Origin of the sequence: Curtobacterium sp. AB7, from assembly GCF_044909335.1 — a bacterium.
Lineage (GTDB): Bacteria > Actinomycetota > Actinomycetes > Actinomycetales > Microbacteriaceae > Curtobacterium.
On sequence record NZ_JBIYED010000003.1, the window covers coordinates 291,824 to 316,101 of the forward strand.

The following is a 24,278-nucleotide window of genomic DNA, read 5'->3' on the forward strand; positions in this document are numbered from 1 at the left end:
ACCCCTCACCGTGAGTGCGTCATCGACGACCCTCCCCCCGCCCACCGAACCACTCCCGATCCAGGCGACCCGCCCGCCCTGGCGCCACACCCTCATCGCCCTGTCCGTGCCGAACTTCCGGCTGTTCACGGCCACCAACCTCGTCGCGATGACCGCCGGGTGGATGCAGCGCATCGCCCAGGACTGGCTCGTCCTGCAGCTGACCGGCTCGGTCGCGCAGGTCGGCATCACCGTCGCCTGCCAGTTCGCGCCGATGCTGCTGTTCGGGCTGCTCGGCGGCGTGCTCGTCGACCGGTTCTCGAAGCGCGCGCTGATGATGATCACGCAGGGTGCCTTCGCGGTGCTGTCCGCGCTGCTCGCCGTGCTGACGCTCGCCTGGGTGGTCGAGGCCTGGCACATCTGGGTGATCGCGTTCCTGGTCGGCATGGTCACCGTGATCGACAACCCGGCTCGCCAGGTGTTCGTCACCGAGATCGTCGGCCACCAGCACCTCCGCAACGCGATCAGCGTGAACTCGTCGGTGTTCCAGCTGGGCGGCATGATCGGCCCGGCGCTCTCCGGCGCACTGCTCGTCGCCGTCGGGGCCGGCTGGTCGTTCGGCGTGAACGCGATCGCTTGCGTCGCCGTCGTCGTGACGCTCGGGTTCCTGAAGGTCTCGGAGCTGCACCGGACGCCCCCGGCACCCCGCGGCAAGGGGCAGCTGATCGAGGGGCTCCGGTACGCCGTGAACAAGCCCACGATCATCGTGCCGGTGATCCTCGTCGCGTTCTTCTCGGTGTTCGCGCTGACGATGCCCGTGCTGCTGTCGGCCTTCGCGTCACAGGTGTACGACGTCGGCGCCGCCGGGTACGGCGTGTTCAACTCGGCCGTGGCGATCGGCGCGCTCGTCGGTGCGCTGCTCTCCACACGTCGGGCGGTCGTGCGGCTCCGGACCATCGTCGGCGGGGTGTTCTGGACCGGGGTGCTGCTCGTGGTCTCCGGGTCCATCCCCGTGATCGCGCCGTTCACCGTGGCGCTCGTCGCCGTCGGGATGTCGCAGCTGCTGTTCCAGACCGCGTCGAACTCGCTCGTGCAGCTGTCGTCGAACGTGGCGATCCGCGGCCGGGTGATGTCGCTCTACGTGCTCGTGCTGCTCGGCGGCCAGGCGATCGGCGGGCCGCTCATGGGCCAGGTCGTCGACCACTTCGGGGCGCATGTCGGGATGATGGTCGCCGGTGGGGTGCCCGCCGCGGCCGCCGCCGTGATCGCGCTCGTCCTCGCCCGCCGCGGTGGCCTGCACCTCGCCGTGCGCATGCGCCACCACGTGCCGCTGCCGGCCATCGTCGCGCACTGAGCGGGGCGGTAGACGCGCCCACCCCGCGGACGGGAGGCCCGTGGCGGCATCGCCACGGGCCTCCCGTCCGGCACGCGCCAAGGCGTTGCGCCCCGTTGCGGGCGTCGCGCCCCGACTCACAGGGGCGCAATGCCCGCGACGGGGCGCGGACGCGGTCCGGGACGGGCGGGAGGCTCGGGGCGGCCCCGCCACGCCCGTCCCGTCCCGTCCCGTCCCGCGAGCGGTTGCCTCAGTAGGCGACGCCGAAACGCGCCTGGTGGTGCGCCGGGTTCGCGATCTCGTCGACGAAGGCCAGGCCGAAGTCGTCGCCGGAGATGTCCGAGTTGCCGTCGGCGTCGGTCAGCAGGACCTCGTCGGTCGTGCGGTAGGCGCCACGACGCTCGCCCGGGTTGTAGCTGCCGTAGCCGGCGGCCGGGCTGACGTAGAACCAGTCGACGTCGGTGTCCGAGGCACGGAGCGCGTCGAGGATCTGCGCGTGGCTCTTCGCCTCGCCCTTGAACGCGTCCGGGAACTCGGCCGAGTCGAACAGGCGCGGTCCACCGTCGGCGACGAGCAGCGAACCGGCGCCGCCCACGATGCCGAGACGCGCACCGGCACTGGCCGCAGCGTCGACGAAGTGCTGGAACCGGTCCTTGAGCTCACTGCCGTCGGCCTGGACGGCGTGCAGTGCGACGACGACGACGTCGGCGTCCTTCGTGACCTCGGCCACGAAGTCGGCGTCGAAGGCGTCGCCCTGCGCCAGGGTCAGGCCCTCGGCGGCGTCGAGCTTGCTCGTGTCGCGGGCGACGGCGGTGACGGCGATGCCACGGGAGAGGGCTTCGCGGGTGATGGCGGAGCCGGCGTAGCCGGTGCCTCCGAAGACGACGATGCTGGTCATGCTGTTCCTTTCGTGGGGCTGGTGCTGCTCACCGTACAAGAGTTACTCTCTTTGAGTAAGTAGGCACCTCGCGGTGCGTTACGGAGCTCGCGTTACGGAGGCCAGGATGTCAGCACTCGAGTACAGCCCCTACGCGGCGGACTGCCCTAGCCGGCAGCTGCTCGACCGCATCGGCGACCGGTGGAGTGTGCTGACGATCGGCACCCTCGCCGACGGGCCGCAACGGTACTCGGCGATCGCGAACCGGGTGCAGGGGGTGTCGCAGAAGATGCTCACGCAGACCCTCCGGGCGCTAGAGCGAGACGGACTCGTCACCCGCACGGTGTTCCCCGAGATCCCGCCGCACGTCGAGTACGAATTGACCGATCGCGGCCGGTCGCTCCGTCGGGTGCTCGAGCCGCTCGAGGCGTGGGCGACGTCGCACATGGACGACGTCGCGGTGTCGCGCGTGGAGTACGACGCGCGCTGACCCGGCGCGGGCGGCGGTGCGGCGACGGGGCGCGGGCGGCGGGGCGGGGGGGTGCGGCGCGCGTCGGGGCGCTTCGTGAGCAGAAATGGTCGGGTCGGCAGCGCCCACTCGACCATTCCTGCTCACGAAGTGCCGCCACGCCCACACTCGGAATCCCCGACGGCGGCAAGTGGTTGCCTGGGGACATGCGATCGATCGTCTACACGAAGCCCGGTGACAGCAGCGTCCTCGAACTCGTCGAGCGGGACGTGCCCGAACCCGGCGCCGGCGAGGTCCGCGTCCGCGTCGTCGTCTCCGGCGTGAACCCCACGGACTGGAAGGCACGGGCGGGCGGCACCTACGGCGACGGCCTGCCCTTCCCCGAGATCACCCCGAACCAGGACGGCGCCGGTGTCGTCGACGCGGTCGGACCGGGTGTCGAGGAACTCGCCGTCGGCGACCGCGTGTGGCTCTTCATGGCCGCCGCCTCGCGCCCGACGGGCACCGCGCAGGAGTACACCGTCGTGCCGGAGACCCGCGCGGTCCGCCTGCCCGACGAGCGGAGCTTCGACGTCGGCGCCTCGCTCGGTGTCCCGGCGATGACCGCGCACCGCGCCCTCACGACGCACGAGGACGGCCCCGCACGACTCGGCCCCGGTGCGCTCGACGGCGTCACGGTGCTCGTCGCCGGGGGTGCCGGAGCGGTGGGGCACGCGGCGATCCAGCTCGCCCGTTGGGCCGGCGCGACGGTGATCACGACGATCAGCTCGGACGACAAGGCCTCCCTCGCCACTGCGGCGGGTGCCCACCACGTCGTGAACTACCGACAGGACGACGCCGCGACCCGCATCCGTGAGATCGCGCCGGACGGCGTCGACATCGTCGTCGAGGTGTCGATCCCCCAGAACGCCGAACTGGTCGCCGACGTCCTCGCGAACCACGGCGTCGTGTCGATCTACGCGAACAACGGCGGCGACGAGGCGACTCTGCCGATCCGCCCGAACATGAGCGTGAACGCGCGCTACCAGTTCCTGCTGCTCTACACGATCGGCGACGAGGCCCTGGCCGCCGCGGCCGAGGACGTCACCGAGGCGCTGCACGACGGCGTGCTGCCGGTCGGCGCGGACGCGGGTCTGCCGCTCACCCGCTTCGACCTCGCCCGCACCGCGGACGCACACGACGCCGTCGAGCAGGACACCGTCGGCAAGGTGCTGATCGACGTTCCCGAGGCGCAGTAGCCTCGACGCCCAGACGACGAACGGCTCCCACACCCGTGGGAGCCGTTCGTCGTGGACGATGCGGGAAGGGTCAGCGACCCAGGCGCGCGGCGATGGCTGCGGCGACCCGGATCCGGGCTGCTTCGCGCTCGCGCTCGAGGTTGGCGGCGATGACGTCGAGGTCTTCGTAGTCGGCGTCGGTGGTGGTGTCGTTCCAGTTGGGCGATGAGATCCGGGCACGCCCGAACGACGGCGGAGCAGGGTTCACGGTCGTCATGAGGGCATCGTACGTCGAGCGTCCGACAGAGCGTGTGAGCATCACGGGCCTTTCCTTGGATTGCGGTCGCGCTCGGGGAACGAGTAGGTCAACGAGAACGCCACGGCCATGAACGACGCCATCATCGCGATGTTCTTGGCGTCGAGTTCGGTGAAGGCGTCGGGGACCGGGGAGTCGACGGTGAGCATGCCGAACGAGTACTGGTCGGATCGGATCACCACCGAGACGTACGACGAGTAGCGCGGTTCGAAGCCCGGCGCGTCCTGGTCCACGTCGACGTCGGCCGAGCGGTCGCCGACGATCCGGGGCGATCCCCCGACCAGCACCCACTCGAGGTTGCGGTCGCCGTAGGGCGTGCCCGCGCGGAAGACCCCGGCGGTGTCGCCGGCGCCGCCGTGACCGATCGGCTCGAGCGCACGCAGATCGGTGGACAGCTGGTACACGTTGGCGCGGACGTCGGGCACCTTCGGCAGCAGGTAGAACGCCAGGGCCACGGCGACGCGGTCGGCGACGACGGAGAGTTCGGCGTGGCGCTCGGAACGGGGCAGTTCGGTGAACCGGACGAGCCGGGTGGCGATCTGGCCGAACGCGTAGCGGACCGCCGTCGACTGTTCGAGTTCGGCCGCGGTCGCGTTCTCCTCGGCCACCGACCGCGCAGCGTCGCTGCGTCGGGTCCGGACCACCTGCACCGCCACGGCACCGGCCAGCACGACGAGCCCGAACACGACGAGCGACAGTCGGACCGCCGGGGTGGCGAACAGGTTCGGCAGCTGGAACGCCGCAGTGGGCGCGGCCGCCACCACGATCGGCCACCCGACCGTGCCGACCCGTCCTGAACGCTGTTGCCCCATGACCACGACGCTAGGTCACGCCACCGACGCAGACGGAGTTGTCCACAGGTCGGTTCTCCACAGGATCTGTCGGCCTCCACCGGCCCGTCGCACGCAGCTGGTAAGCAAGACCCATGACCGATGCCAGCACGCCCGTTCCCGGATCCAGAGCCCTCGTCCTGGGCGGTGGTGGCGTCGCCGGGATCGCGTGGGAGGTCGGGGTGCTGTCCGCCCTGCAGGACGCCGGCGTCGACCTCGACGCTGCTGACCTCGTCGTCGGCACGAGCGCCGGCAGCGTCGTCGGCGCATTCGTCCGGAACCGCGCGGTGCAGCAGGCGTACGACCAGCAGCACACTCCCGCACCGACGACCTACGTCGAGCCGCCGGCCATCGACACCGACGCCGTCCAGCAGCGGATCGGTGCCGCGCTCGAGGGGGCGACCGGCGAGCAGGACGCCCGCGCCCGCCTCGGCCTCGCCGCCCAGCAGGTCACCGACGGACAGTCCGACGACGAGCGCGTGGCGACCTTCGCCGAGACCCTGCCGTCCACCGACTGGCCGGCCAAGCCGCTCGCGATCACCGCGGTCGACGCCACCGACGGCACGTTCCGGCTGCTGACCGCGGCCGACGGCGTCCCGCTCCCCCTCGCGGTCGCCGCGAGCTGCTCCGTGCCGTTCGTGTGGTCGCCCGTCGGCATCGAGGGGCGACCGTACGTCGACGGCGGGGTCCGCTCCGGCACGAACGCCGACGCCGCCGCCGGACACGAGCGTGTCCTCGTCATCGCCTGCGGTCCCGAGGGTCCGTCTCCGGTCGGCCCGTGGCTCGACGTCGCGGTCGAGTCGCTCCGCGCCGGCGGCAGCTCGGTCGAGGTCGTCGTGGCCGACAGCACCGCGCAGGAAGCCTTCGGCACGAACTCGCTCTCACTGGCCACCCAGGCTCCCTCGGCCGAGGCCGGCCGCGCCCAGGGCACAGCGGTCGCCGAGCAGATCGCCGCCTTCTGGGCCGATGACCTGGTGAGCGTGGTCGCATGACGACGCCGTTCTCCGAACTCGACCAGTACATCGCGCTCCCCCGGGTCGACGGCATCGCGATCAGTCCGGACGGAGAGCGCGTCGCCCTGACGGTCAGTGCGCTCGACCCGGATCACACCGGATACCGGCGCTCGATCTGGCAGGTGCCAGCCGGCAAGGGCGATGGTGGCGCACCCGCGTCCCCCGTCCGCCTCACCCGGTCCGCCAAGGGCGAGGGCGGCATCGCCTTCACCCGCACCGGCGACCTGCTCTTCGTCTCCGCCCGCCCCGACGCCGACGCCACCGACGTCGAGGCTGCCCAGCTCTGGGTCCTGCCGGCAGCCGGTGGTGAGGCCCGCCCCCTCACGCGGCTCACCGGCGGGGTCGGCGGCGTGCTCGCGACCGCAGGGGCCGCCGACACCGTCGCGCTCACCGCCGACCTGCTCCCCGGTGCCGGTACCGACCCGGCCGCGGTCATCGACGCCGACGCAGCGCTCCGCAAGGCCCGCGCGGACAAGAAGGTCCGCGCGATCCTGCACGAGACGTACCCGGTCCGGTACTGGGACCACGACCTCGGCCCGGACCAGACGCACGTCCTCACGCTCGACACGGCCGGCGGATCAGACGAACTCGCGCAGCCCGTCGACCGCACGCCGGCACCCGCCCGGTCACTGGACCACGTCACCGGGGCACTCACGCCCGACGGGTCCGTCCTGTTGGCAGCCGTGGGCGTCCGGGAGGCCCGTGGGGACCGCTCGACGCTCGTCACGATCGACTGCACGAGCGGCCACCGCACGGTGCTGTTCGACGACGTCGACGTCGACCACGAGATGCCCACCCTGAGCCATGACGGCCGCACGATCGCGTGGGTCCGGACGGTGCGCTCCACCCCCGCCGGTGCGAACCAGCAAGAGGTCTGGACCGCCGGCATCGACGGCTCGGACCCGCGCCGCATCGCCACCGACTGGGACCGCTGGCCGAGCGAGCTCGTGTTCGAGCACGGCGACCGGGCACTGCTCGCCGTTGCCGACCAGGACGGCCGGGCACCCGTGTTCCGCATCCCGCTCGACGGCGCAGCCGTCGAACAGCTGACCCACGACGACTGGGCGTACTCGAGCCTGCGCGTGGCGGAGGCGAGCGGTGTGGTCGTGGCGCTCCGGGCCTCCTGGGCGGCGCCGCTGCACCCCGTGCGGATCGCGACCGACGGCGTGGTGACCCCGCTCGCGACGCCCGCGCCCCTGCCAGAGGTCCCCGCGCACCTGGAAGAGGTCGAGACGACCGCGGCCGACGGCGTGCGCGTGCGCGGCTGGCTGGTCGTGCCGGAGGGTGACGGCCCGCACCCGCTGCTGCTCTGGATCCACGGCGGGCCGCTCAACTCGTGGAACCAGTGGTCGTGGCGGTGGAACCCGATGCTCCTGGCGGCGCGCGGGTACGCCGTGCTGCTGCCGGACCCAGCGCTGTCGACCGGCTACGGGCTCGACTTCGTGAACCGTGGGTGGAACGCGTGGGGGCAGGCGCCGTACACCGACCTGATGGCGATCACGGACGTGGTCGAGGCCCGAGCGGACATCGACGAGGCCCGTACGGCGGCGATGGGCGGCTCGTTCGGCGGCTACATGGCCAACTGGGTCGCCGGGCACACCGACCGGTTCCGCGCGATCGTCACGCACGCCAGCCTGTGGGCGCTCGACCAGTTCAACGGCACCACGGACTCGTCGCAGTACTGGTCGTCGATCTTCGACGCCGCCGGCATCGAGGCCAACGACCCGCACCGCTTCGTGGCGGACATCACGTCACCGATGCTCGTCGTCCACGGCGACAAGGACTACCGGGTGCCGATCGGCGAGGGGCTGCGACTGTGGTCCGAACTCGCCGAGCACCACGCGGCCGACGACGGCACGATGCCGCACCGGTTCCTGTACTTCCCGGACGAGAACCACTGGGTGCTCTCGCCGCAGCACGCCGTGGTCTGGTACGAGACGGTGTTCGCGTTCCTCGGGCAGCACGTGCTCGGCCAAGAGTGGGAGCGACCGGAGCTGCTCGGGTAGCGCGGGCGTGGCGGTCGACCCGGAACGACACGATCGACGTCGCACGACATCGAGAACGTCGTTCCGGGTCGGATCCGCCCGACCGACCCGGGTCCGCCCGCGCTAGACGAACGCGGCCTGGCCCGTGATCGCCCGCCCGACGATGAGCGTGTTCACCTCGCGCGTGCCCTCGTACGAGTAGATCGCCTCGGCGTCCGCGAAGAACCGGGCGACCCCCTTGTCGAGCACGATGCCGTTGCCGCCCTGCACCTCGCGGCACCAGCCGACGGTCTCGCGCATCTTCGCGGTCGCGAACGCCTTCGCCAGGGCGGAGTGCTCGTCGCCCCCGACGCCGGCGTCCTGCATGGCCGAAGCCTGCGTGCAGAGCGCGATCGAAGCGGTGATGTTCGACAGCGACTTCACGAGCAGGTCCTGCACGAGCTGGTGCGACGCGATCGGCTTGCCGAACTGGATCCGCTCGCGGGCGTAGGCGAGGGCTGCTTCGTAGGCGCCGACCGCGATGCCGACGGCCTGCCAGGCCACCTCGGTGCGGGTCAGGCGGAGCACCTCCGCCGTCGAACGGAACGAGTCGGCGCGCTGGAGTCGACGCGACTCCGGCACCCGCACCCCCTGCATGACGATGTCGGCGTTCTGCACCCCACGCAGCGCGATCTTGTCCTCGATCTTGGTGGCGGTGAAGCCGGGGGTGTCGGTGGTGACCAGGAAGCCCTTCACCTGCTCGTCGGCGACGTCCTTCGCCCAGATGACGACGACGTCGGCGAAGGTGGCGTTGCCGATCCAGCGCTTCTCACCGTCGAGCACCCACGTGTCGCCGTCGCGGCGTGCGGTGGTGCGCAGGCCACGGGCGGAGTCGCTGCCGGACAGCGGTTCGGTCAGGCCGAACGCCCCGATGAGTTCGCCGGCGGCCATGCGCGGCAGCCACTCGCGCTGCTGTTCCTCGCTTCCGGCGACGGCGATCGAGTTCATCGCCAGACCCGACTGCACACCGATGAACGTCGCGACGCTGGCGTCGACGCGTCCGAGCTCGAGCGCCGCCCACCCGCGGTACACCGCCGAGTTCTCGAACTGGCGAACGAGCGGGATACCCGGCCCGTACATGCCGAGCTCGGCGAGGGGCGCGATCACCTGCATCGGGAACTCGGCGCGTGCCCAGTACCCGTCGGCGATGGGCGCGACCTCGCGCTCGAGGTACTCGCGGAGCCGCCCGATCGACGCCCGCTCCGGCTCGGTCAGCTGTTGTTGGAAGCCGTAGAAGTCCGATTCGAGGAGGCCCGTCGTGGGCGTCAGCGTTGACATGGAACCAACGATGCATCATTCTCGAAAACGTTGCAAGAGAGGACCGCGTGTACACATCGGATTCTGCGCTGCGCGCCTTCCGGGAGGCCCGCCACACGTTCATCGACGGCTCACGGATCGACATGGGCGCGTTGGCTGCCGCACTCGGCGTGGACCGTACGTCGCTGTTCCGGTGGGTGGGCAACCGTGACCGGTTGCTGTCCGAGATCCTGTGGTCCCTCGCAGTCCCGACGCTCGACCGGGCGTCCCGTGCTGCCGACACGATCGGGTCGTCCGGAGCGGCGCGCATCGTCGACGTGCTCGACCGGTTCACCGCCGACCTCATCGAGGCCACCTACTTCCGCGCCTTCCTGACCCGCGAGCCCGCGCGGGCGATGCGCCTGCTGACCACCTCGGAGAGCGACGTGCAGAGCCGGTTCGTCGAGCGGGTCACCGCGCTCGTGGTCGAGGAGCAGTCGTCCGGCGAGTTCGATCCGGCGCCGTTGTCCTCCGAGGAGCTGGCAAGGCTGCTCGTCCGGATCTCAGAGTCGTTCACCTACGCTGAGTTCATCTCCGGCGAGGCCCCCGACCCCGTCCGGGCACGCGCCGCGTTCGAGTACGTGCTGCGCCCCGCCGCCGATCACGCCACACCCGCACCTCCGATCGGAGACCGATGACCATCGACGAGTACCCGTTCCGCCGCCTCTACCCCACTCGGTGGAACGACAACGACATGTTCGGGCACGTCAACAACACGATCTACTACTCGGCGATGGACAACGCGTCGACGTACTGGTTCCGCGAGGAAGCTGGCCTCGACCCCTTCACGTCGGAGTGGATCGCGGTCTTGGTGTCGTCGAGCTGCCGGTTCGTCGAGTCCGCCGTGTGGCCGGACGTCATCGAGGTCGGGATGCGGTCCAAGCACCTCGGCAACACCAGCCTGTCGTGGGAGTTCGGCCTGTTCCGTCAGTCCGACGGCGCCCTGCTCGCCACCGGAGAATTCGCGCACGTCATCATCGACCGCGAGGGTGCCCGCCGACCGATCCCCCTGCCGGAGTCGCTCCGCGCGCTCGTCACCGGCACGATGGTCGCCCCGGAGCCCGCCGTCGCCGACTGACGCTGCGCGCGGCGCAGAGAACGCGTCAGGGGCGGTAGTCGTCACCGCGCGGCTGGTTCAGCCGCACGGCGAGGTCGTCGCCCGCGGGCTTCGCGCCGTTCAGGGTCCCGAGCACCTTCGCAACGGTCGACAACACGAAGCCGATCCCCCGGCCGATGGCCTGCACGAAGCGCATGACGTCCCCTCTCGTCGCCCCATGCTAGCCCGCGGCCCGAGAACTGCTCAGGACTTGAGGGCAGCGAGCTCGAGGTTGATGTCGTCGGGGTCCTGCACGGACAGGATCACCATGCCGGCGTCGCCGAGGTCGGTGACCTCGCCGTGCTCGACCCCTGCGGCGTCGAGGCGTGCGGCCGCCTGGTGCAGCTCGTCGACCGACCCCACGACGAAGCTGACGTGGTCGAGACCGACGGTGTCCGGGTTGAACGTCTGCCCCGCCGGGGCGACCGGGCGGAGTCCGAACACCTGGTCGCCGAGCTGGAACACGGAGCCGCCGTAGAAGCGTTCGCGGTCCTCGCGCACGCCGGGCTCGTCGACCTGGTCGCTGAAGTCGATCGCCGGGTCGGTGCCGAGCAGCTGCTGGTAGAAGGCCTTGCTGCGGTGGATGTCGGTCACCGTGACGCGGACGTGGGCCAGGGCGGTGGGGCGTGCGAACGGTTCGGTCATGGTGGAGCTCCTCCGGGTTCGACCCGACGCAGGGCCGCCGGGTGCGCGCCGTGGTTGCGACGCGCACCCGAGGCAACGCTCTGCCCCTCCGAAGTACCCGTGGCCGTGCGGCGAGCGGACAGCGGTGAGCCGCGCGGAGACGCTAGACGAGCTCGTCGGTCAGGTGGTTCGGCGTGCCGAAGCGGTGCGCCGTGATCGAGACCGCCTGCTCACGGACGAACGGCAGTATCTCGAGCCGACCGGCCTCCGTCACCGGGCCGCCGTACACCGCGACGTCCGGACGCCCGCCGACCGCCGAGTACAGCGCCGACGTGTTGCCGCCGATGAGCCGCACACGGGTCGACGGGCCCGCCGCGATGGACGACACGAAGGACTCGTCGGAGACCGACTGCGAGACGGACCGGGCGATGGGCAGCGAGCGGATCGCCGAAGCGACGGACTCGGGCAGCGCCGCGACCGTCGACACCTCGATCGTCGTGCCGGCTCGGAGTGCGGCGGCAACGACGCGCACGAGCTCGACCACCGAGGCGTCAGCGTCGGAGCCTGCAACCGCAGCGAGCCGCACGTGCACCGACGGGAACGGCAGGTACCGCGCGATGTTCCGCTCGGCGGTGAGGGCCGAGACGTCGGTCGCGGTGCCGAACAGCGTCGACATGGCCTGCTCGTCCGATGCCAGCGACCGGTCGAGCACAGGCGACGTGACCTCGGTCGCCCGGACGAACGCATGCACCGCGGCGGATGGAACAGCCGACGCAGTCGACGCAGCGGGCGCCCACGACCCCAGCCCGAGCAGGTAGTTCAGCCCGCCGGCCTTCGTGCCCGCGCCGACGGCCGACTTCTTCCAGCCACCGAACGGCTGCCGACGGACGATGGCGCCCGTGATGCCGCGGTTGACGTAGAGGTTGCCCGCCTGGATCCGCTCGAGCCAGGTGCCGATCTCGGCCGGGTCGAGCGAGTGCAGGCCCGAGGTCAGGCCGTAGTCGACCTCGTTGACGATGTCGATTGCTTCGTCGAGGGTGTCGGCGGTCATCATGCCGAGGATCGGACCGAAGTACTCGGTGCGGTGGAACTCCGAGCCGCGTCGGACGCCCTGACGGACACCGGGGCTCCAGAGCTTGCCGGTCTCGTCGAGCCGCTTCGGCTCGACGGCCCAGGACTCGCCCGCGCCGAGCGTCGTCAGGCCGTCGAGCAGCTTGCCCGACGCCGGCTCGATGACCGGGCCCATCTGCGTCGCGGCGTCGGTCGGGTAGCCGACGGTGAGCGAGGACACGGCGTCGAGGAGCTGGTTGCGGAAGCGCTTCGACTTCGCGACCGAGCCGACCATCACCACGAGTGACGCGGCCGAGCACTTCTGGCCGGCGTGTCCGAAGGCCGAGGCGACGACGTCCTTCACCGCGAGGTCGAGGTCCGACGACGGGGTGACGATCACGGCGTTCTTGCCCGAGGTCTCGGCGAGCAGCGGCAGGTCAGAGCGGAACGAGCGGAACAGCTCGGCGGTCTCGTAGGCACCGGTGAGGATGACCTGGTCGACCATCGGCGAGGCGATGAGCTGCTGGCCGAGGTCGTTCTCGGACACCTGCAGGAACGCGAGCACGTCAGCCGGGGCTCCGTGGGCGTCGAGCGCGGTCTCGATGATCGACGCGAGGACGGCCCCGGAGCGCTCGGCGGGCGGCGCGGGCTTGAGGACGACGGCGGACCCGGCGGCGAGTGCGGCCAGGGTCGAGCCGGCGGGGATCGCGACCGGGAAGTTCCACGGCGGCGCGACGAGGGTCAGCGTGGCCGGGGTGAACGTGGCACCGTCGAGGTCGTCGAGCTGGGACGCGAGCGAGCCGTAGAAGTGCGCGAAGTCGATCGCCTCGGACACCTCGGGGTCGGCCTGGTCGATGGTCTTGCCGGTCTCGGCGGCCATGACCTCGATGAGTGCTGCGCGGTTCGCCTCGAGCGCGTCGCCGACGGCGTGCAGCACGGCGCCACGAGCGGCACCGGACCAGGTCCCCCAGACCGCACCGGCGGCCTGGACGCGAGCGAGCGCCGCGTCGAGCGACGCGGCGGAGTCGACCCGGGCCTCCTGGACGGCGCGGACGCCGAGCGTCGACGACGCGATCCGGTCCGTGATGGCCGACCCCCACTGACGCACCGACGCGACCGACGGGTCGCTGTCCGGCGTGTTCTCGAACCGGCCGGGCCCGGGGCGACCAACGGCCGCGTAGCGGTCGGCGACGCGGTGGGACGCGGGGGCAGCGAGCCCCTCCGGAGTGGCGAGCGGCACGAGCGAGGCGCGGAACCGCTCTTCTTCGCGGGCGAACAGCGGCGGCGACGACACGAGCGAGAAGACCGCGGACATGAAGTTGTCCTGCGAGGCACCTTCTTCGAGGCGGCGGATCAGGTACGCGATCGCGACGTCGAACTCGCCCGGGTGGACGACCGGCGTGTAGAGCAGCAGCGAACCGACGGTGCGGCGGACGGCCTCGGCCTGCCCCTGTGCCATGCCGAGCAGCATCTCGAACTCGATGCCGTCCCGCACACCGCGTTCGCCGGCGAGCAGCCACGCGTGCGCGACGTCGAACAGGTTGTGTCCGGCGACGCCGACGCGGACGTTCTCGACGCGGGACGGGGTGAGCGCCCAGTCGAGCACGCGCTTGTAGTTGGTGTCGGAGTCCTGCTTGGTGTGCCAGGTGGCGAGCGGCCAGCCGTGCACCGAGGCCTCGACCTGCTCCATCGGCAGGTTCGCGCCCTTGACCAGGCGGACCTTGATGCCGGCACCGCCGCGGGCACGGCGGGCGGCGGACCACTCCTGCAGCTGCTCCATCGCGGCGAGCGCGTCGGGCAGGTACGCCTGCAGGACGATGCCGGCTTCGAGATCGAGGAACGCGGGCTCGTCGAGGAGCTTCGTGAAGACCGCGATGGTGAGGTCGAGGTCCTTGTACTCCTCCATGTCGAGGTTGATGAACTTCGCCGGGGTCGAGGCCGCGGCGCGCTCGAACAGCGGGCGGAGCTGCTCGACGATGTCGTCGACGGCGTGGTCGAACGCCCACGGCGAGTGCGGGTGCACGGTCGACGAGACCTTGATCGACACGTAGTCGACGTCGTCGCGCGCCAGGAGCTTGTGCGTCCCCTCGAGCCGGCGTGCGGCCTCGCGCTCGCCCAGCACGGCCTCGCCGAGCAGGTTCACGTTGAGCCGGACGCCGTCCCGCTTGATCTTCGCGATCGCCGGGCCGAGCTTCGAGTCGGTCGCGTCGACGATGAGGTGGCCGACCATGCCCCGCAGCACCCGGCGGGCGATGGGCACGACGACGCCCGGCAGCACCGGCGCCATGCCGCCACCGAGGCGCACGAGTCCGCGCATCGCTGCGGGCAGGAAGCCGGGGGCCCCGGGCGCGATCTGCCGGAGCTTGCGGGCGGCGACGGCGAGGTCTTCCGGGCGGACGACGCCGTCCACGAAGCCGACTGCGAAGTCCAGACCGGCGGGGTCGGCGAGCACCCCGGCGAGCTGCTTGGCGGAGCCGTCCACCGGGAACGACTCGGCCTCGGCCAGCCAGTGTCGGACGAGTGCGACGGACTGGTCCGCCAGGGCGTCGTGGTCGGTGGCGGGGTGCTCGTGCAGGGTCGTCATGGGTTCAGTGTGGAGCGCCGCATGCTGAAGCGGAAGCAACGGTTTGTGATGAATACCGTTCAGCGGAGCTACAGTGTCAGCGTGCTCGATGTCCGCCGTCTCGTCCTGCTCCGTGAGCTCTCCATCCGGGGCACGATCGCCGCGGTCGCCGAGGCCGTGAACTTCACCCCGTCGGCGGTCTCGCAGCAGCTCAGCGCCCTGGAGCGCGAGGCCGGCGTGCCCCTGCTCCGGAAGGCCGGTCGGCGGCTGCAGCTCACCCCGCAGGCCGAGGTCCTGGTGCAGGCGGCCGGGCACGTGATGGACGTCCTCGAGCTGGCGCAGTCGCAGGTCGAGGAGACCATGCCGACCGTGCAGGGCCGGATTCGCGTCGCGGTGTTCCAGTCCGCGGCCCTCGCCCTCATGCCGAACGCCCTGCACGCCATGGCGACCGAGCACCCGGACGTCCGCATCGAGATGGTGCAGCGGGAGCCGGAGACAGCACTGCACGAGACCTGGGCCCGCGACTTCGACGTGGTCATCGCGGAGCAGTACCCCGCGCACGCGGCTCCGCACCTGCCGGGGCTGCACCGCGAGGACCTCACGACCGACGCCGTCCGGCTGGCCCTGCCCCCGATCGACACCGCCCTCGCTCCGGTGTCGTCGATCGAGGACGCCGAGGCACTCCCCTGGGTGATGGAGCCGCGCGGGACCGCGTCGCGGCACTTCGCCGAGCAGGTCTGCCGTCGCTGGGGCTTCGAGCCGGACGTGCGCTACGAGACCGCCGACCTGCAGACGCAGATCCGCCTCGTGGAGTCCGGGAACGCCGTCAGTCTGATGCCCGACCTGATGTGGACCGGTCGGACGACGACGTGCCGCCTGGTCGAGCTGCCCGAGCACCCCCGACGGACGATCTTCACGGTGGTCCGGTCGGCCGGGTCGTCCTCCCCCGCGGTCCGCGCACTCCGCCACGCCCTCGAACGCGCGGCCGCCGCGGTGGGCGACACCGGTACGGACGTCGTGACCGATCCGTGACCTCCGACACGTCAGGACCGGTCATCGTCGGACACTCCCTGGGTAGAGGACGCTGATCGAGCGTCCCGCCCAGGCATCCGAGGGGGATCCCATGAACCAGTCCTGCAAGTACACGCTCCGTCGCAACGCGGCGATCGGAGCGGCCATCGCGATCGTCACCGCCTCGTCGGCGTTCGGCATCGGGGCGAGCGCCGCGTCCGCGGCCACCGACGAGACCGCCGCACCGAGCAGCACGACCACGTCCGCACCGCAGGACGCAACCACCGCGGCCACCGACACCGACACCGACGCGCAGCAGGCCGCACCGGACGACGCGCCCGCCCCCACCCAGGCCGGGACCACCACCCCTGCCACGGACCCAGAAACGACGACTCCCGCCGCCGCTGCCGAACAGCCTGCTCCCGAGGCATCGACGCCCGTCACCTGGGCGGAGCCGTCGACCAAGGACGCGCCGATCGTCCTCACCGCGACCGCCGGCCAGCCGTTCTCGCACACCTTCACCGCCCAGGGCGGCGACGGCCCGCTGGAGTACCTCTTCGCCCCGGTGAACTTCGACGCGACCAACGACGTCAACGGCTGGTCCTGGAACGAGCAGACCGGTGTCCTGAGCGCCACCCCGAAGAGCACGTTCGACGGGCCCGCACTGTTCCTGGTCACTGCGACCGACCTGCACCAGACCGCCAAGCAGTACGTCCAGGTCGACATCGAGCCCGGCGCGCCGGTGGGTGTCACGTTCGGCGTCGACAGCTCGGACTCCGACTTCAGCTGGCAGGTCGACGCCGACGGGACGATCCGGGAGTCCACGCCGGGTGGCACCGGTGCGACCGTGGTGTCGGAGGTCCCCGCCACCGTCGGCGCCTCGATGACCCTCGCGGGGCTGGCCGTCGACGCACTGGGCAACCGCACCACCCCGGGCGACGAGTACCCGCGGTCGACCGTCACGAGCACCACCGCGTCCGACGGCGTGGTCTGGGACCCGAAGTGGTCGGCGAACACGGTGACGTTCTCGGAGCCGGGCACCCGCACGCTGACGGTGTCCGAGGGCGGCGTCTCGACCTCGTTCACGGTCCGCGTCTCCGAGCCCCCCGCTGCCGTCGCCGGCATCGCCGTCGGGGTGCTCCCCGCGGACGAGACGTCCGGTGACCGTTGGGGCGTCGAGGGCGACGTGATCACCTACTACCCGGCGGACGGCGACGCGGAGCGTGTCGACGCGATCCCGGCCCGACAGGGTGACCGGGTACAGATCCGTGCCCTGGCCGTGGACGCCGACGGGCAGCCGGTCGGTGACCACGCCGACCTCACCTTCACGAGCGACGTGGCCAGCGACCGCATCGAGTACGACCCCGAAGCTGCGGCCACCTGGGTGACCTTCGACCACGCGTCGCCGCACACGATCACCGTGGCCTACGGGGACGTGACGAGCACCATCCGCTTCGAGGTGCAGCCGACGGCGACGACCGTGGTCTCGACCACCCGCACGCCGACCGCGTCGGGCACCCTCGCCTACACCGGTGCCGACGAGTCCGGCCCGCTCGCGTGGGCCCTCGGCCTCCTGGCGTCGGGCGCCGGCCTGCTCGTCTGGCGCCTGCGTCGCCGACTCGGCTGAGGCACGTCACGGCGACCGCCTGACGGACGGGAGGCGCGGGGCACGACCGCCCGCGCCTCCCGTCCGTCGTCGCGCGATCCTGTGAGAAACCCCAGATCAGAGCAGGTAGTACCGAGATGAAACCGTGATCTCCGGCGGGATCGGAACGAACCCGCGAATCGTAGTGTCAGCACTGACGAGCGCACGATCACCGGGCGCTCGCGACCCGGACTCCCAGGGGGGAACCATGCACCAGTCCACCAAGCCGCCCGTCCGCCGCGCGGCGACGATCGGCATCGTCGTGGCGGCCACCGCCATCGGCTCGGTCATCGGCGTCGGTGCGTCCGCGACGGCGGCGACGCCGACGACCGAGCCGACGCCGACGAGCACCACGGCCACCGAGACACCGAGCGCCGTCCCGACGCCGACGGAGACGCCAGCGCCGACGCCCAGCGCCAGCCCGACGACGAAGACGCGGACACCCAGCGCCAGCCCCGCCACGACGGCCACCGACAGCGCCACCCCGGCGGCAGCAGCACCGGTTGACGGCAGCGACCTCGCGTTCACCGAGCCGTCGACCCAGGCCGCCCCGCTCGCCCTCACCGGCACGGTCGGCACGCCGTTCAGCCACACCTTCACCACGACGGGCGGCGACGGCACGGTCGCGTACGCCATCCAGGACGCCCCGTCGGCGGACTACACGGTGAACGTCGAGACCGGCGAGCTGAGCGGTACCCCGACGACCGCTGGCACGTTGGACTTCGAGGTCGTCGCCCTCAGCGGCTCGACACAGGTGACCGAGTACGTCCGGCTGACCGTCTCGCCGTCGCCGGTCGTCTTCACCGAGCCGTCGACGAAGGCGAAGCCGCTCGCCCTCACCGCCACCGCCGGCGCGACGTTCACGCACACCTTCCGCACCACGGGCGGCACGGGGTCGCTGGCGTACGCGATCCAGGACGCGCCCTCGCCCGACCTCACCGTCAACGTCGAGACCGGCGTGCTCACCAGCACGGTCACGACGGCGGGCACGTACGACTTCGAGGTCGTCGCTCTCCGCGGCACCGCGACCGCAACGGAGTACGTGCGCCTGACCGTCCTGCCGGCCGCACCCGTCGGGGTCCTCGCTATCGTCGACACCGGCACGCCCGGCGCGACGGTGTGGTCGGTCGCCCCCGGTGGCGTGATCAGCGCGTTCACCGGCGGCGGGGAGCCCCTCGGCACCGTGTCGTCGATCCCCGTCCAGCAGGGCGGCTCGCTGGAGGTCTCCGGCCTCGCCGTCGACCGGTTCGGCAACCCGACCGCGCCGGCATCCGTGGGCACCGGCTTCGGCGCGACGGTGACCAGCTCGGTGGCGTCCGACCAGGTCGTCACCGATCCCCGGGGCGACGCCTCGAAGGTGACGTTCCCGCACGCGTCGGACCACCGCCTCACCATCACCCAGGGTGGCGCCTCGACCACGTTCGTCGTCGCCGTCCGTCCCGTCGCCGCGGCCGCGGTCGCGACCACGACGAGCGGCACCGGCGGCTCCCTCGCCTACACCGGCGCCGACGAGACCACGCCGTTGGCGTGGGCCCTCGGCCTCCTCGCCGCCGGCGGCGGCCTGCTGGTCCACCGCCTGCGCCGCCGTCGCGCCTGAGACGCGACCGACGAACGGACGGGAGGCCCGGTGCCAGCTGGTAGCGGGCCTCCCGTCCGTCGTGCGGGAACCCCCAACCATGGTCACATTCTGATCAAGACGGTCGTGTCCGCGCGCGTCTACCAATACGATCCGAGCAAGCCGAGGATTCTCGGCGGATTCTTATGTTCCGGCACCCGACCGGACTGAACTCCTGGGGGAAGAAGTGCGCCGTAGCACCTCCACCGTCCGACGCGCGTGCGCCGTCGGCACCACCGTCGCGCTGATCGGTCTCACGACCGGTCTGGGCGTCATGACCGCCACCGCCGCCACGGCGGCCGAGCCGACCACGACGGTCACCAGCCCGGCGACGACCGGCACCGCTGACGGCACCACGCCGAGCGACTCCGCGACGGACGGCACCGGCACGCCCGCCGCCGACGCCGGTTCGACCGACGGCGCCCCTGCCGCGGGCGACACGACCGGTGACACCACCGGCGACGACGGCGCCCCGGCCGGCGACGGGACGGGTGCCACCGCTCCGAGCGGCGACGCGACCGCCCCGGCCGCCGAGCCGACGGCACCCGAGACCACGGCTCCGGCCGCCGAGACCCCGGCTCCGACCGCGACGCCCACCCCGGACGTCACCACGAAGGCCGCTGACGCGACCGTCACCATCGACGGTGCAGCCAAGGTCGGCACCCTCCTGAGCGCCGTCGTCACCGGCTTCGACGAGGACTCCACGTACAAGTACGTCTGGGCCGACCAGGACCGCAACGTCCTGTCGAAGACCGCGACCTACCGCATCGACCCCACCGACGTGCGCAAGACGATCACCGTCACGGTGACCGGCACCCTGCCCGACGCGACCGAGACGACCTCGGTGGCCTCCGCTGCGACCGCGCCCGTCACCCAGGACCCCGCGTTCCTCGGCACCGACGGCAAGCCGACCACGGCCGGTGCCGACGCCGACCACCCGCTCGAACTGACCACCGCCGCCGGCGACGCGTTCTCGCACACCTTCCGCGCTCAGGGTTCGCCCGAGCCGACCTACAAGCTCGACTGGTTCTCGCAGGACGACGCGGAGTACGCCGAGGAGTACCCCGAGGAGGAGACCACCCCCGCGGACCAGCTCCCCGAAGGACTGACCTTCGACGCGTCGACCGGTGAGCTCAGCGGCACCACGACCGACGCCTGGGACTGGGACTTCGCCGTCACCGCGACGAGCGGCACCGTCTCGGTCACGCAGTACGTCTCGCTCACCGTCGAGGCCGGCGCGCCGGTCGGCGTCCTGGTGTTCACGACCGACCGCGCAGGCCTGATCACCGACGACGAGACCGAAGACCGGACGACCTGGGTCGTCGAGCCCGACGGCACCGTGCTCACCCTCACCGAGGACGACTTCGCCGTCGGTGGTCGCCCGACCATCAAGCAGGGTGGGACGCTCGTCGTCCAGGGCGGTCTCGTCGACCGCTGGGGCAACACGATCGGCGGGCTCGACGAGGACGCTCCGGCGGTCGCACCGACCGTCACGTCGGACGTCGCCAGTGACGTCATCACGCCGGACCCCGACTTCGGCGACTTCGGTCTCGTGAACGTCACGTTCCCGCACGCCTCGGTCCACAACCTGTCCGTCGCGCTCGGGTCCTTCAGCACCTCGTTCGCCGTCGAGGTCCAGCCGACCGCCGCCACCGTCGTCACCCCGACGACCCCGGTCGCTGCGGCCCCGGTCACCCCGACGAACCGTGGCGGCCAGCTCGCCTACACGGGTTCGGAGGCCACCGGCGCCCTGCCCTGGGCCCTCGGCCTGCTCGTCGCCGGTGCCGGCCTGATCGGCGCCCGCACCCTGCGCCGTCGCCGCGCACAGCGCTGACGTACGACGAGCGCTGACGGTCCCCGTCGTCTCCCGTCCGTCGCGTGCCTGCGTGACGGACGGGAGGCCCGGCTCGGCCCCGCCTGCCCCCTCGCCGGGGCGGCGGGGCCGTTCCCGTCCCACCGTCGGTAGCGTGGGCACCATGCCCACGCTGCTGCACATCGACTCCTCGGCCGACCTCTCCCACTCCCGTTCGCGCGCGCTGACCGCCGCGTTCGCCGATGCCTGGCGCGCACGCGGACCGGAGTACACCGTGGTCCGCCGCGACCTGCACGTCGACCAGCTCCCGCACCTCGAGACCTCGGCGCTGCACTGGGCGGCAGCGGACCGCACCGCCGACGAATCCGTCGCTCCCGAGGCCGAGGCACTGCGCCAGGAGGTCATCGACGAGCTCCTCGCCGCCGACGTCGTGGTCGTCGGGTCGCCGCTGTACAACTACACGGTGCCGTCGACACTCAAGGCCTGGATCGACCGCATCCACGTCCCCGGGGTCCTGGCGGGCGACGTGCAGCCCCTGGCCGGCCGTCCGGTCGTGACCGTGGTCAGCCGCGGTGCGACCTACGACGCCGGCACCCCGACCGAGGACTGGGACCACGGCTCGCCGGTCCTGCACCTCATCCTCGGCACGGCGCTCGGCATGAAGCCCTACCCGATCACGGTCAGCGCCACCCTGGCCGACCGGCTGCCCGACCTCGCCCCGCTCGCCGAGCACGCGTCCGCCGAGTTCGCCGACGCGAAGACGACCATCGAGCGCCTGGCGTCGACCCTCGGCTGACGTCAGGACGCGAGCGGTCAGGCGGGGCGGACCTCGCCGGACCGGCCGAGCAGCTCCGCGTGGAACGCCGTCTGCGTCAGTGCACTCGCGAGCAGGAACCCGGACATCGACTCGATCCCGCCACTGAACGGCACGCGTGCGGCGACCTCGAACAGCGTGGGTCGGTCGAGCGCGTCGAGCGCCTCGGCGACGTGCCGCGACCGCTCCTCGCGGTGTCGAGCCAACGTCTGCGCGCGTGCGACGACGTCGGCGAACCGGTACTCGTGGCCCGGGCAGACCTCCATCCCCGCGTGCACGTCGAGTCGACCGAGCGACGCCAGGTAGTCGCCGAGCGGGTTCGTGTCGGTGCGCCCGCCGAGGCCGATCCCGGAGTTGATCCGTGGCAGCACGTGGTCGCCGGTGAACAGCAGCCCGTCCGCCTCGTCGACGAAGCACACGTGCCCGGCGGTGTGCCCGGGCGTCCAGAGCGTCCGGATGGTGCGCCCAGGGATCGGCAGCACGTCGCCGTCGGCCAGCAGCAGGTCGGCGTAGGGCGCCTCGCTCCGCCCGAGCCCGATCCGTCGCCCGCTCCCCCACGCAGCGACGACCCCGTCGTGCAGGTGCTGCGGCAGGCCCCACGTGGCGATGTCCGCGTCGTTCTGCACCGCGTCGGCGCGCTCACGGTCCAGCGCGGCGACCTCGAGCCCGTGCATCGCGACCCGCGCACCGGTCGCTCGACGGACCGCGGCGGCGGCACCGAGGTGGTCGGCGTGCAGGTGCGTCACGGCGACGAGGGACACGTCGTCGAGCGAGCGGCCGATCGCCGACAGTGCGGCGCGCACCTCGTCCAGACCGCCGTCGGCCGACCACCCAGGGTCGATCAGCGCGAGGGACCCGTCCGACCCCTCCACCACGTAGACCAGGGTCGCATCGGGCACCCCGAACCGGAACGGCACCGCGAAGGTCCAGATGCCCGGCCGGACCTGTTCGACGGGCGGCAGGACGCCGTCGCGGAGCGCGGCGGCCTGCATGGGGCTGATCGGTTCCGGAGTCGGCGCTGCCGACGGGGGCACGGTCGTCACCCGCACCACAGTACTGACGCGAGCCGACCTGCCCAGCGCACTCCGGGCCTCCCGGCCGCACTTCGTGAGCAGAAGACGTCGGGTCGTCTCGCCGGACCCGACCATTCCTGCTCACGAAGCGCGCAGCGCCGCCCACCGGAGCCCGAGTAGACACGACGCATGGAGATCGCACCGATGCTGGCCAAGGCCGTCGCCGACGTCCCGGAACCCGACAGCGTGACCGGCGGGCTGCGGTACGAACCGAAGTGGGACGGCTTCCGCGGCGTCGTGACGATCGACGGCGACGACGTCGAGATCGGCAGCCGCGGGGCGAAACCGCTCACGCGCTACTTCCCCGAACTCGTCGAGGCCTTCCGCGCGCAGTTCGGCGGCCGCGACCACCCGGTGGTGCTCGACGGCGAGGTGATCCTGCGCTCCGGCGAGCCCGGAGCCGAACGCCTCGACTGGGAGGCGCTGTCGCAGCGCATCCACCCGGCTGCCTCGCGGATCGCGAAGCTCAGTGCCGAAACGCCCGCGCAGTTCGTCGCGTTCGACCTGCTCGCGGCGGACGGCGACGAGCTGGTCGACCTGCCGTTCGACGAACGCCGCGACCGGCTGGAACACCTCGCGAGCGGCATGTCCGAGCCGCTGTTCGTCACGCGCACCACACTCGACGTCGACCAGGCCCGCGAGTGGCTCACCACCTTCGAGGGCGCCGGACTCGACGGTGTGGTCGCCAAGCGCCGTGCCAAGCCGTACGAACCGGGCAAGCGGACCATGCTCAAGATCAAGCACCACCGGACGGCCGACGTCGTCGCGATCGGGTACCGCGTTCACAAGAGCGGCTCGGGCGTCGGGTCGCTGCTCGTCGGGCTGTACGGCGACGACGGTGAGCTCCGCCAGGTCGGCGGCGTCTCCGCCTTCTCCGACGAGCGCCGACTCGCCCTGGTCGACGAGCTCGAGCCCGTCGTGCTCCGCGATGCGGACGGGAGGCCCGTCACCGGTGACGGGGAACGGTCGCGTTTCTCGTCGGGTCGCGACACGTCGTTCGTCCGGCTGGCGCCGGAGGTCGTGCTCGAGGTCCGGTACGACCAGATGGAGGGCGACCGGTTCCGGCACACGGTGCAGTTCGAACGGTGGCGTCCGGACCGCGACGCGGAGTCGTGCGGGTTCGACCAGCTCGAGGTGCCGTCGGCGTACGACCTGCGGGATGTCCTGTCCTGACGCGTGGTTGTCCGTTTTTCGTCGTCTTCCCGCTCATCGCAGGAAAGTAGTTAGCCGAACTAGCGAAACGCTGCCACGATGGTGATCAGCACCACGAGGCACCCATCCCGGGAGCCCCAGGACCGAAAGCGGATCGACATGAGCACCAGCACGCTTGTCCGCCACTCGCAGCGGAACCCCTTCACCGAGGTACGCGAGGCACGCCGCCAGCGCACCCTGCAGCTCAGTGCGGTCATCAGCGCCATCGCCGGCGTGACCGCCACCGCGCTCGCACTCGTCACGATCGGCCTGGGCTCGTGATCGTCGACGGCATCAGCGACGCGCACCGCGGCACCTGGTCGCGACTGACCCGCCTGCACACGGCGAGCGTCGGGCTGCCGATGCAGACGTCCCGCGTCGACGACCCCGACCGCTCGACGGACACGCTGCCCGCCGTCTGACGGTTCG

The 24,278-nt window shown here is 71.8% G+C and carries 23 protein-coding genes; 15 read left to right on the plus strand and 8 right to left on the minus strand.

Annotated features, from left to right (window positions below):
* Positions 1–10: 10 nt before the first annotated feature.
* Positions 11–1,333, plus strand: a complete 1,323-nt coding sequence (locus ABH929_RS09880; RefSeq protein ID WP_404561052.1) for an MFS transporter — start codon at positions 11–13, stop codon at positions 1,331–1,333.
* 229 nt (positions 1,334–1,562) lie between these two features.
* Here the strand turns inward: ABH929_RS09880 and ABH929_RS09885 are convergent, their stop codons facing one another.
* Positions 1,563–2,210, minus strand: coding sequence for an NAD(P)-dependent oxidoreductase (locus ABH929_RS09885; protein ID WP_404561053.1), 648 nt, complete (start codon positions 2,208–2,210; stop codon positions 1,563–1,565).
* Positions 2,211–2,316: 106 nt separating this feature from the next.
* Here ABH929_RS09885 and ABH929_RS09890 point away from each other — a divergent pair, with 106 nt between their 5' ends.
* Both ABH929_RS09890 and ABH929_RS09895 read left to right on the plus strand, forming a co-directional pair.
* Complete coding sequence (locus ABH929_RS09890; protein WP_111086871.1) at positions 2,317–2,679, plus strand: helix-turn-helix domain-containing protein; 363 nt, start codon at positions 2,317–2,319, stop codon at positions 2,677–2,679.
* Positions 2,680–2,864: 185 nt separating this feature from the next.
* Positions 2,865–3,896, plus strand: coding sequence for an NADPH:quinone reductase (locus tag ABH929_RS09895; protein WP_404561055.1), 1,032 nt, complete (start codon positions 2,865–2,867; stop codon positions 3,894–3,896).
* Between the two features lie 70 nt (positions 3,897–3,966).
* Here ABH929_RS09895 and ABH929_RS09900 read toward each other — a convergent pair whose 3' ends face one another.
* A complete protein-coding gene (locus ABH929_RS09900) occupies positions 3,967–4,152 on the minus strand; it encodes a hypothetical protein (protein ID WP_205462139.1) in 186 nt (61 codons plus the stop codon).
* A 41-nt stretch (positions 4,153–4,193) separates the two neighbouring features.
* Positions 4,194–5,003 carry a hypothetical protein gene (locus ABH929_RS09905; RefSeq protein WP_404561057.1) on the minus strand — a complete coding sequence of 270 codons (810 nt, stop codon included), beginning with the start codon at positions 5,001–5,003 and terminating at the stop codon, positions 4,194–4,196.
* Positions 5,004–5,116: 113 nt separating this feature from the next.
* Between ABH929_RS09905 and ABH929_RS09910 the strand changes: the two genes are divergently transcribed.
* Positions 5,117–6,013 (plus strand): patatin-like phospholipase family protein, encoded by an 897-nt coding sequence (locus ABH929_RS09910; RefSeq protein ID WP_404561058.1) that lies wholly within the window; start codon positions 5,117–5,119, stop codon positions 6,011–6,013.
* Positions 6,010–8,040 (plus strand): alpha/beta fold hydrolase, encoded by a 2,031-nt coding sequence (locus ABH929_RS09915; RefSeq protein ID WP_404561060.1) that lies wholly within the window; start codon positions 6,010–6,012, stop codon positions 8,038–8,040. The genes ABH929_RS09910 and ABH929_RS09915 overlap by 4 nt, the downstream gene beginning before the upstream one ends.
* A gap of 102 nt (positions 8,041–8,142) precedes the next feature.
* On the opposite strand, the gene ABH929_RS09920 is transcribed toward ABH929_RS09915, so the two are convergent.
* Complete coding sequence (locus ABH929_RS09920; RefSeq protein ID WP_123672576.1) at positions 8,143–9,336, minus strand: acyl-CoA dehydrogenase family protein; 1,194 nt, start codon at positions 9,334–9,336, stop codon at positions 8,143–8,145.
* A gap of 47 nt (positions 9,337–9,383) precedes the next feature.
* On the opposite strand from ABH929_RS09920, the gene ABH929_RS09925 reads away from it, so the two are divergent.
* A complete protein-coding gene (locus ABH929_RS09925; RefSeq protein ID WP_144750513.1) occupies positions 9,384–9,992 on the plus strand; it encodes a QsdR family transcriptional regulator in 609 nt (202 codons plus the stop codon).
* Complete coding sequence (locus tag ABH929_RS09930) at positions 9,989–10,432, plus strand: thioesterase family protein (protein WP_205462136.1); 444 nt, start codon at positions 9,989–9,991, stop codon at positions 10,430–10,432. Before ABH929_RS09925 ends, ABH929_RS09930 begins: the two co-directional genes overlap by 4 nt.
* Before the next feature lie 25 nt (positions 10,433–10,457).
* Here ABH929_RS09930 and ABH929_RS09935 read toward each other — a convergent pair whose 3' ends face one another.
* The 3 genes from ABH929_RS09935 to ABH929_RS09945 form a co-directional block, all read right to left on the minus strand.
* Positions 10,458–10,607: a hypothetical protein gene (locus ABH929_RS09935; protein WP_263092145.1), complete on the minus strand. Its 150-nt coding sequence runs from the start codon at positions 10,605–10,607 to the stop codon at positions 10,458–10,460.
* A gap of 47 nt (positions 10,608–10,654) precedes the next feature.
* Positions 10,655–11,095: a VOC family protein gene (locus ABH929_RS09940; protein ID WP_111086862.1), complete on the minus strand. Its 441-nt coding sequence runs from the start codon at positions 11,093–11,095 to the stop codon at positions 10,655–10,657.
* 142 nt (positions 11,096–11,237) lie between these two features.
* Complete coding sequence (locus ABH929_RS09945; RefSeq protein ID WP_404561062.1) at positions 11,238–14,708, minus strand: proline dehydrogenase family protein; 3,471 nt, start codon at positions 14,706–14,708, stop codon at positions 11,238–11,240.
* An 81-nt stretch (positions 14,709–14,789) separates the two neighbouring features.
* Here ABH929_RS09945 and ABH929_RS09950 point away from each other — a divergent pair, with 81 nt between their 5' ends.
* The 5 genes from ABH929_RS09950 (at position 14,790) to ABH929_RS09970 (ending at position 21,567) form a co-directional block, all read left to right on the plus strand.
* Positions 14,790–15,719, plus strand: coding sequence for a LysR family transcriptional regulator (locus ABH929_RS09950; RefSeq protein WP_404561063.1), 930 nt, complete (start codon positions 14,790–14,792; stop codon positions 15,717–15,719).
* Between the two features lie 91 nt (positions 15,720–15,810).
* Entirely contained in the window at positions 15,811–17,325 is a 1,515-nt protein-coding gene (locus ABH929_RS09955; RefSeq protein WP_404561064.1) for a hypothetical protein, read from the plus strand.
* A 226-nt stretch (positions 17,326–17,551) separates the two neighbouring features.
* The gene (locus tag ABH929_RS09960) at positions 17,552–18,940 is read left to right on the plus strand and encodes a hypothetical protein (protein WP_404561065.1); all 1,389 of its coding nucleotides are present in this window, start codon (positions 17,552–17,554) and stop codon (positions 18,938–18,940) included.
* A 205-nt stretch (positions 18,941–19,145) separates the two neighbouring features.
* On the plus strand, positions 19,146–20,792 hold the full coding sequence (locus ABH929_RS09965; RefSeq protein ID WP_404561066.1) for a putative Ig domain-containing protein: 1,647 nt from the start codon (positions 19,146–19,148) through the stop codon (positions 20,790–20,792).
* Between the two features lie 142 nt (positions 20,793–20,934).
* On the plus strand, positions 20,935–21,567 hold the full coding sequence (locus tag ABH929_RS09970; RefSeq protein ID WP_263092139.1) for an FMN-dependent NADH-azoreductase: 633 nt from the start codon (positions 20,935–20,937) through the stop codon (positions 21,565–21,567).
* A 17-nt stretch (positions 21,568–21,584) separates the two neighbouring features.
* Here ABH929_RS09970 and ABH929_RS09975 read toward each other — a convergent pair whose 3' ends face one another.
* Positions 21,585–22,628, minus strand: a complete 1,044-nt coding sequence (locus ABH929_RS09975) for an MBL fold metallo-hydrolase (RefSeq protein ID WP_404561068.1) — start codon at positions 22,626–22,628, stop codon at positions 21,585–21,587.
* Positions 22,629–22,787: 159 nt separating this feature from the next.
* On the opposite strand from ABH929_RS09975, the gene ABH929_RS09980 reads away from it, so the two are divergent.
* The 3 genes from ABH929_RS09980 to ABH929_RS09990 all read left to right on the plus strand — a co-directional run bounded on the left by ABH929_RS09980 (position 22,788) and on the right by ABH929_RS09990 (position 24,271).
* Positions 22,788–23,831: an ATP-dependent DNA ligase gene (locus ABH929_RS09980; protein WP_263092137.1), complete on the plus strand. Its 1,044-nt coding sequence runs from the start codon at positions 22,788–22,790 to the stop codon at positions 23,829–23,831.
* A gap of 138 nt (positions 23,832–23,969) precedes the next feature.
* Entirely contained in the window at positions 23,970–24,131 is a 162-nt protein-coding gene (locus ABH929_RS09985; RefSeq protein WP_159573681.1) for a hypothetical protein, read from the plus strand.
* Entirely contained in the window at positions 24,128–24,271 is a 144-nt protein-coding gene (locus ABH929_RS09990; RefSeq protein WP_159573682.1) for a hypothetical protein, read from the plus strand. The genes ABH929_RS09985 and ABH929_RS09990 overlap by 4 nt, the downstream gene beginning before the upstream one ends.
* Positions 24,272–24,278: the final 7 nt, after the last annotated feature.

What these genes read in the sequence shown, in the direction of transcription:
- ABH929_RS09885 (WP_404561053.1), bottom strand. Translation starts at nt 2,210, where the DNA reads ATGACCAGCATCGTCGTCTTCGGAGGCACCGGCTACGCCGGCTCCGCC.
- ABH929_RS09920 (WP_123672576.1), bottom strand. Translation starts at nt 9,336, where the DNA reads ATGTCAACGCTGACGCCCACGACGGGCCTCCTCGAATCGGACTTCTAC.
- ABH929_RS09940 (WP_111086862.1), bottom strand. Translation starts at nt 11,095, where the DNA reads ATGACCGAACCGTTCGCACGCCCCACCGCCCTGGCCCACGTCCGCGTC.
- ABH929_RS09905 (WP_404561057.1), bottom strand. Translation starts at nt 5,003, where the DNA reads ATGGGGCAACAGCGTTCAGGACGGGTCGGCACGGTCGGGTGGCCGATC.
- ABH929_RS09915 (WP_404561060.1), top strand. Translation starts at nt 6,010, where the DNA reads ATGACGACGCCGTTCTCCGAACTCGACCAGTACATCGCGCTCCCCCGG.
- ABH929_RS09935 (WP_263092145.1), bottom strand. Translation starts at nt 10,607, where the DNA reads ATGCGCTTCGTGCAGGCCATCGGCCGGGGGATCGGCTTCGTGTTGTCG.
- ABH929_RS09970 (WP_263092139.1), top strand. Translation starts at nt 20,935, where the DNA reads ATGCCCACGCTGCTGCACATCGACTCCTCGGCCGACCTCTCCCACTCC.
- ABH929_RS09910 (WP_404561058.1), top strand. Translation starts at nt 5,117, where the DNA reads ATGACCGATGCCAGCACGCCCGTTCCCGGATCCAGAGCCCTCGTCCTG.
- ABH929_RS09900 (WP_205462139.1), bottom strand. Translation starts at nt 4,152, where the DNA reads ATGACGACCGTGAACCCTGCTCCGCCGTCGTTCGGGCGTGCCCGGATC.
- ABH929_RS09890 (WP_111086871.1), top strand. Translation starts at nt 2,317, where the DNA reads ATGTCAGCACTCGAGTACAGCCCCTACGCGGCGGACTGCCCTAGCCGG.
- ABH929_RS09945 (WP_404561062.1), bottom strand. Translation starts at nt 14,708, where the DNA reads ATGACGACCCTGCACGAGCACCCCGCCACCGACCACGACGCCCTGGCG.
- ABH929_RS09895 (WP_404561055.1), top strand. Translation starts at nt 2,865, where the DNA reads ATGCGATCGATCGTCTACACGAAGCCCGGTGACAGCAGCGTCCTCGAA.
- ABH929_RS09980 (WP_263092137.1), top strand. Translation starts at nt 22,788, where the DNA reads ATGGAGATCGCACCGATGCTGGCCAAGGCCGTCGCCGACGTCCCGGAA.
- ABH929_RS09985 (WP_159573681.1), top strand. Translation starts at nt 23,970, where the DNA reads ATGAGCACCAGCACGCTTGTCCGCCACTCGCAGCGGAACCCCTTCACC.
- ABH929_RS09930 (WP_205462136.1), top strand. Translation starts at nt 9,989, where the DNA reads ATGACCATCGACGAGTACCCGTTCCGCCGCCTCTACCCCACTCGGTGG.
- ABH929_RS09955 (WP_404561064.1), top strand. Translation starts at nt 15,811, where the DNA reads ATGAACCAGTCCTGCAAGTACACGCTCCGTCGCAACGCGGCGATCGGA.
- ABH929_RS09960 (WP_404561065.1), top strand. Translation starts at nt 17,552, where the DNA reads ATGCACCAGTCCACCAAGCCGCCCGTCCGCCGCGCGGCGACGATCGGC.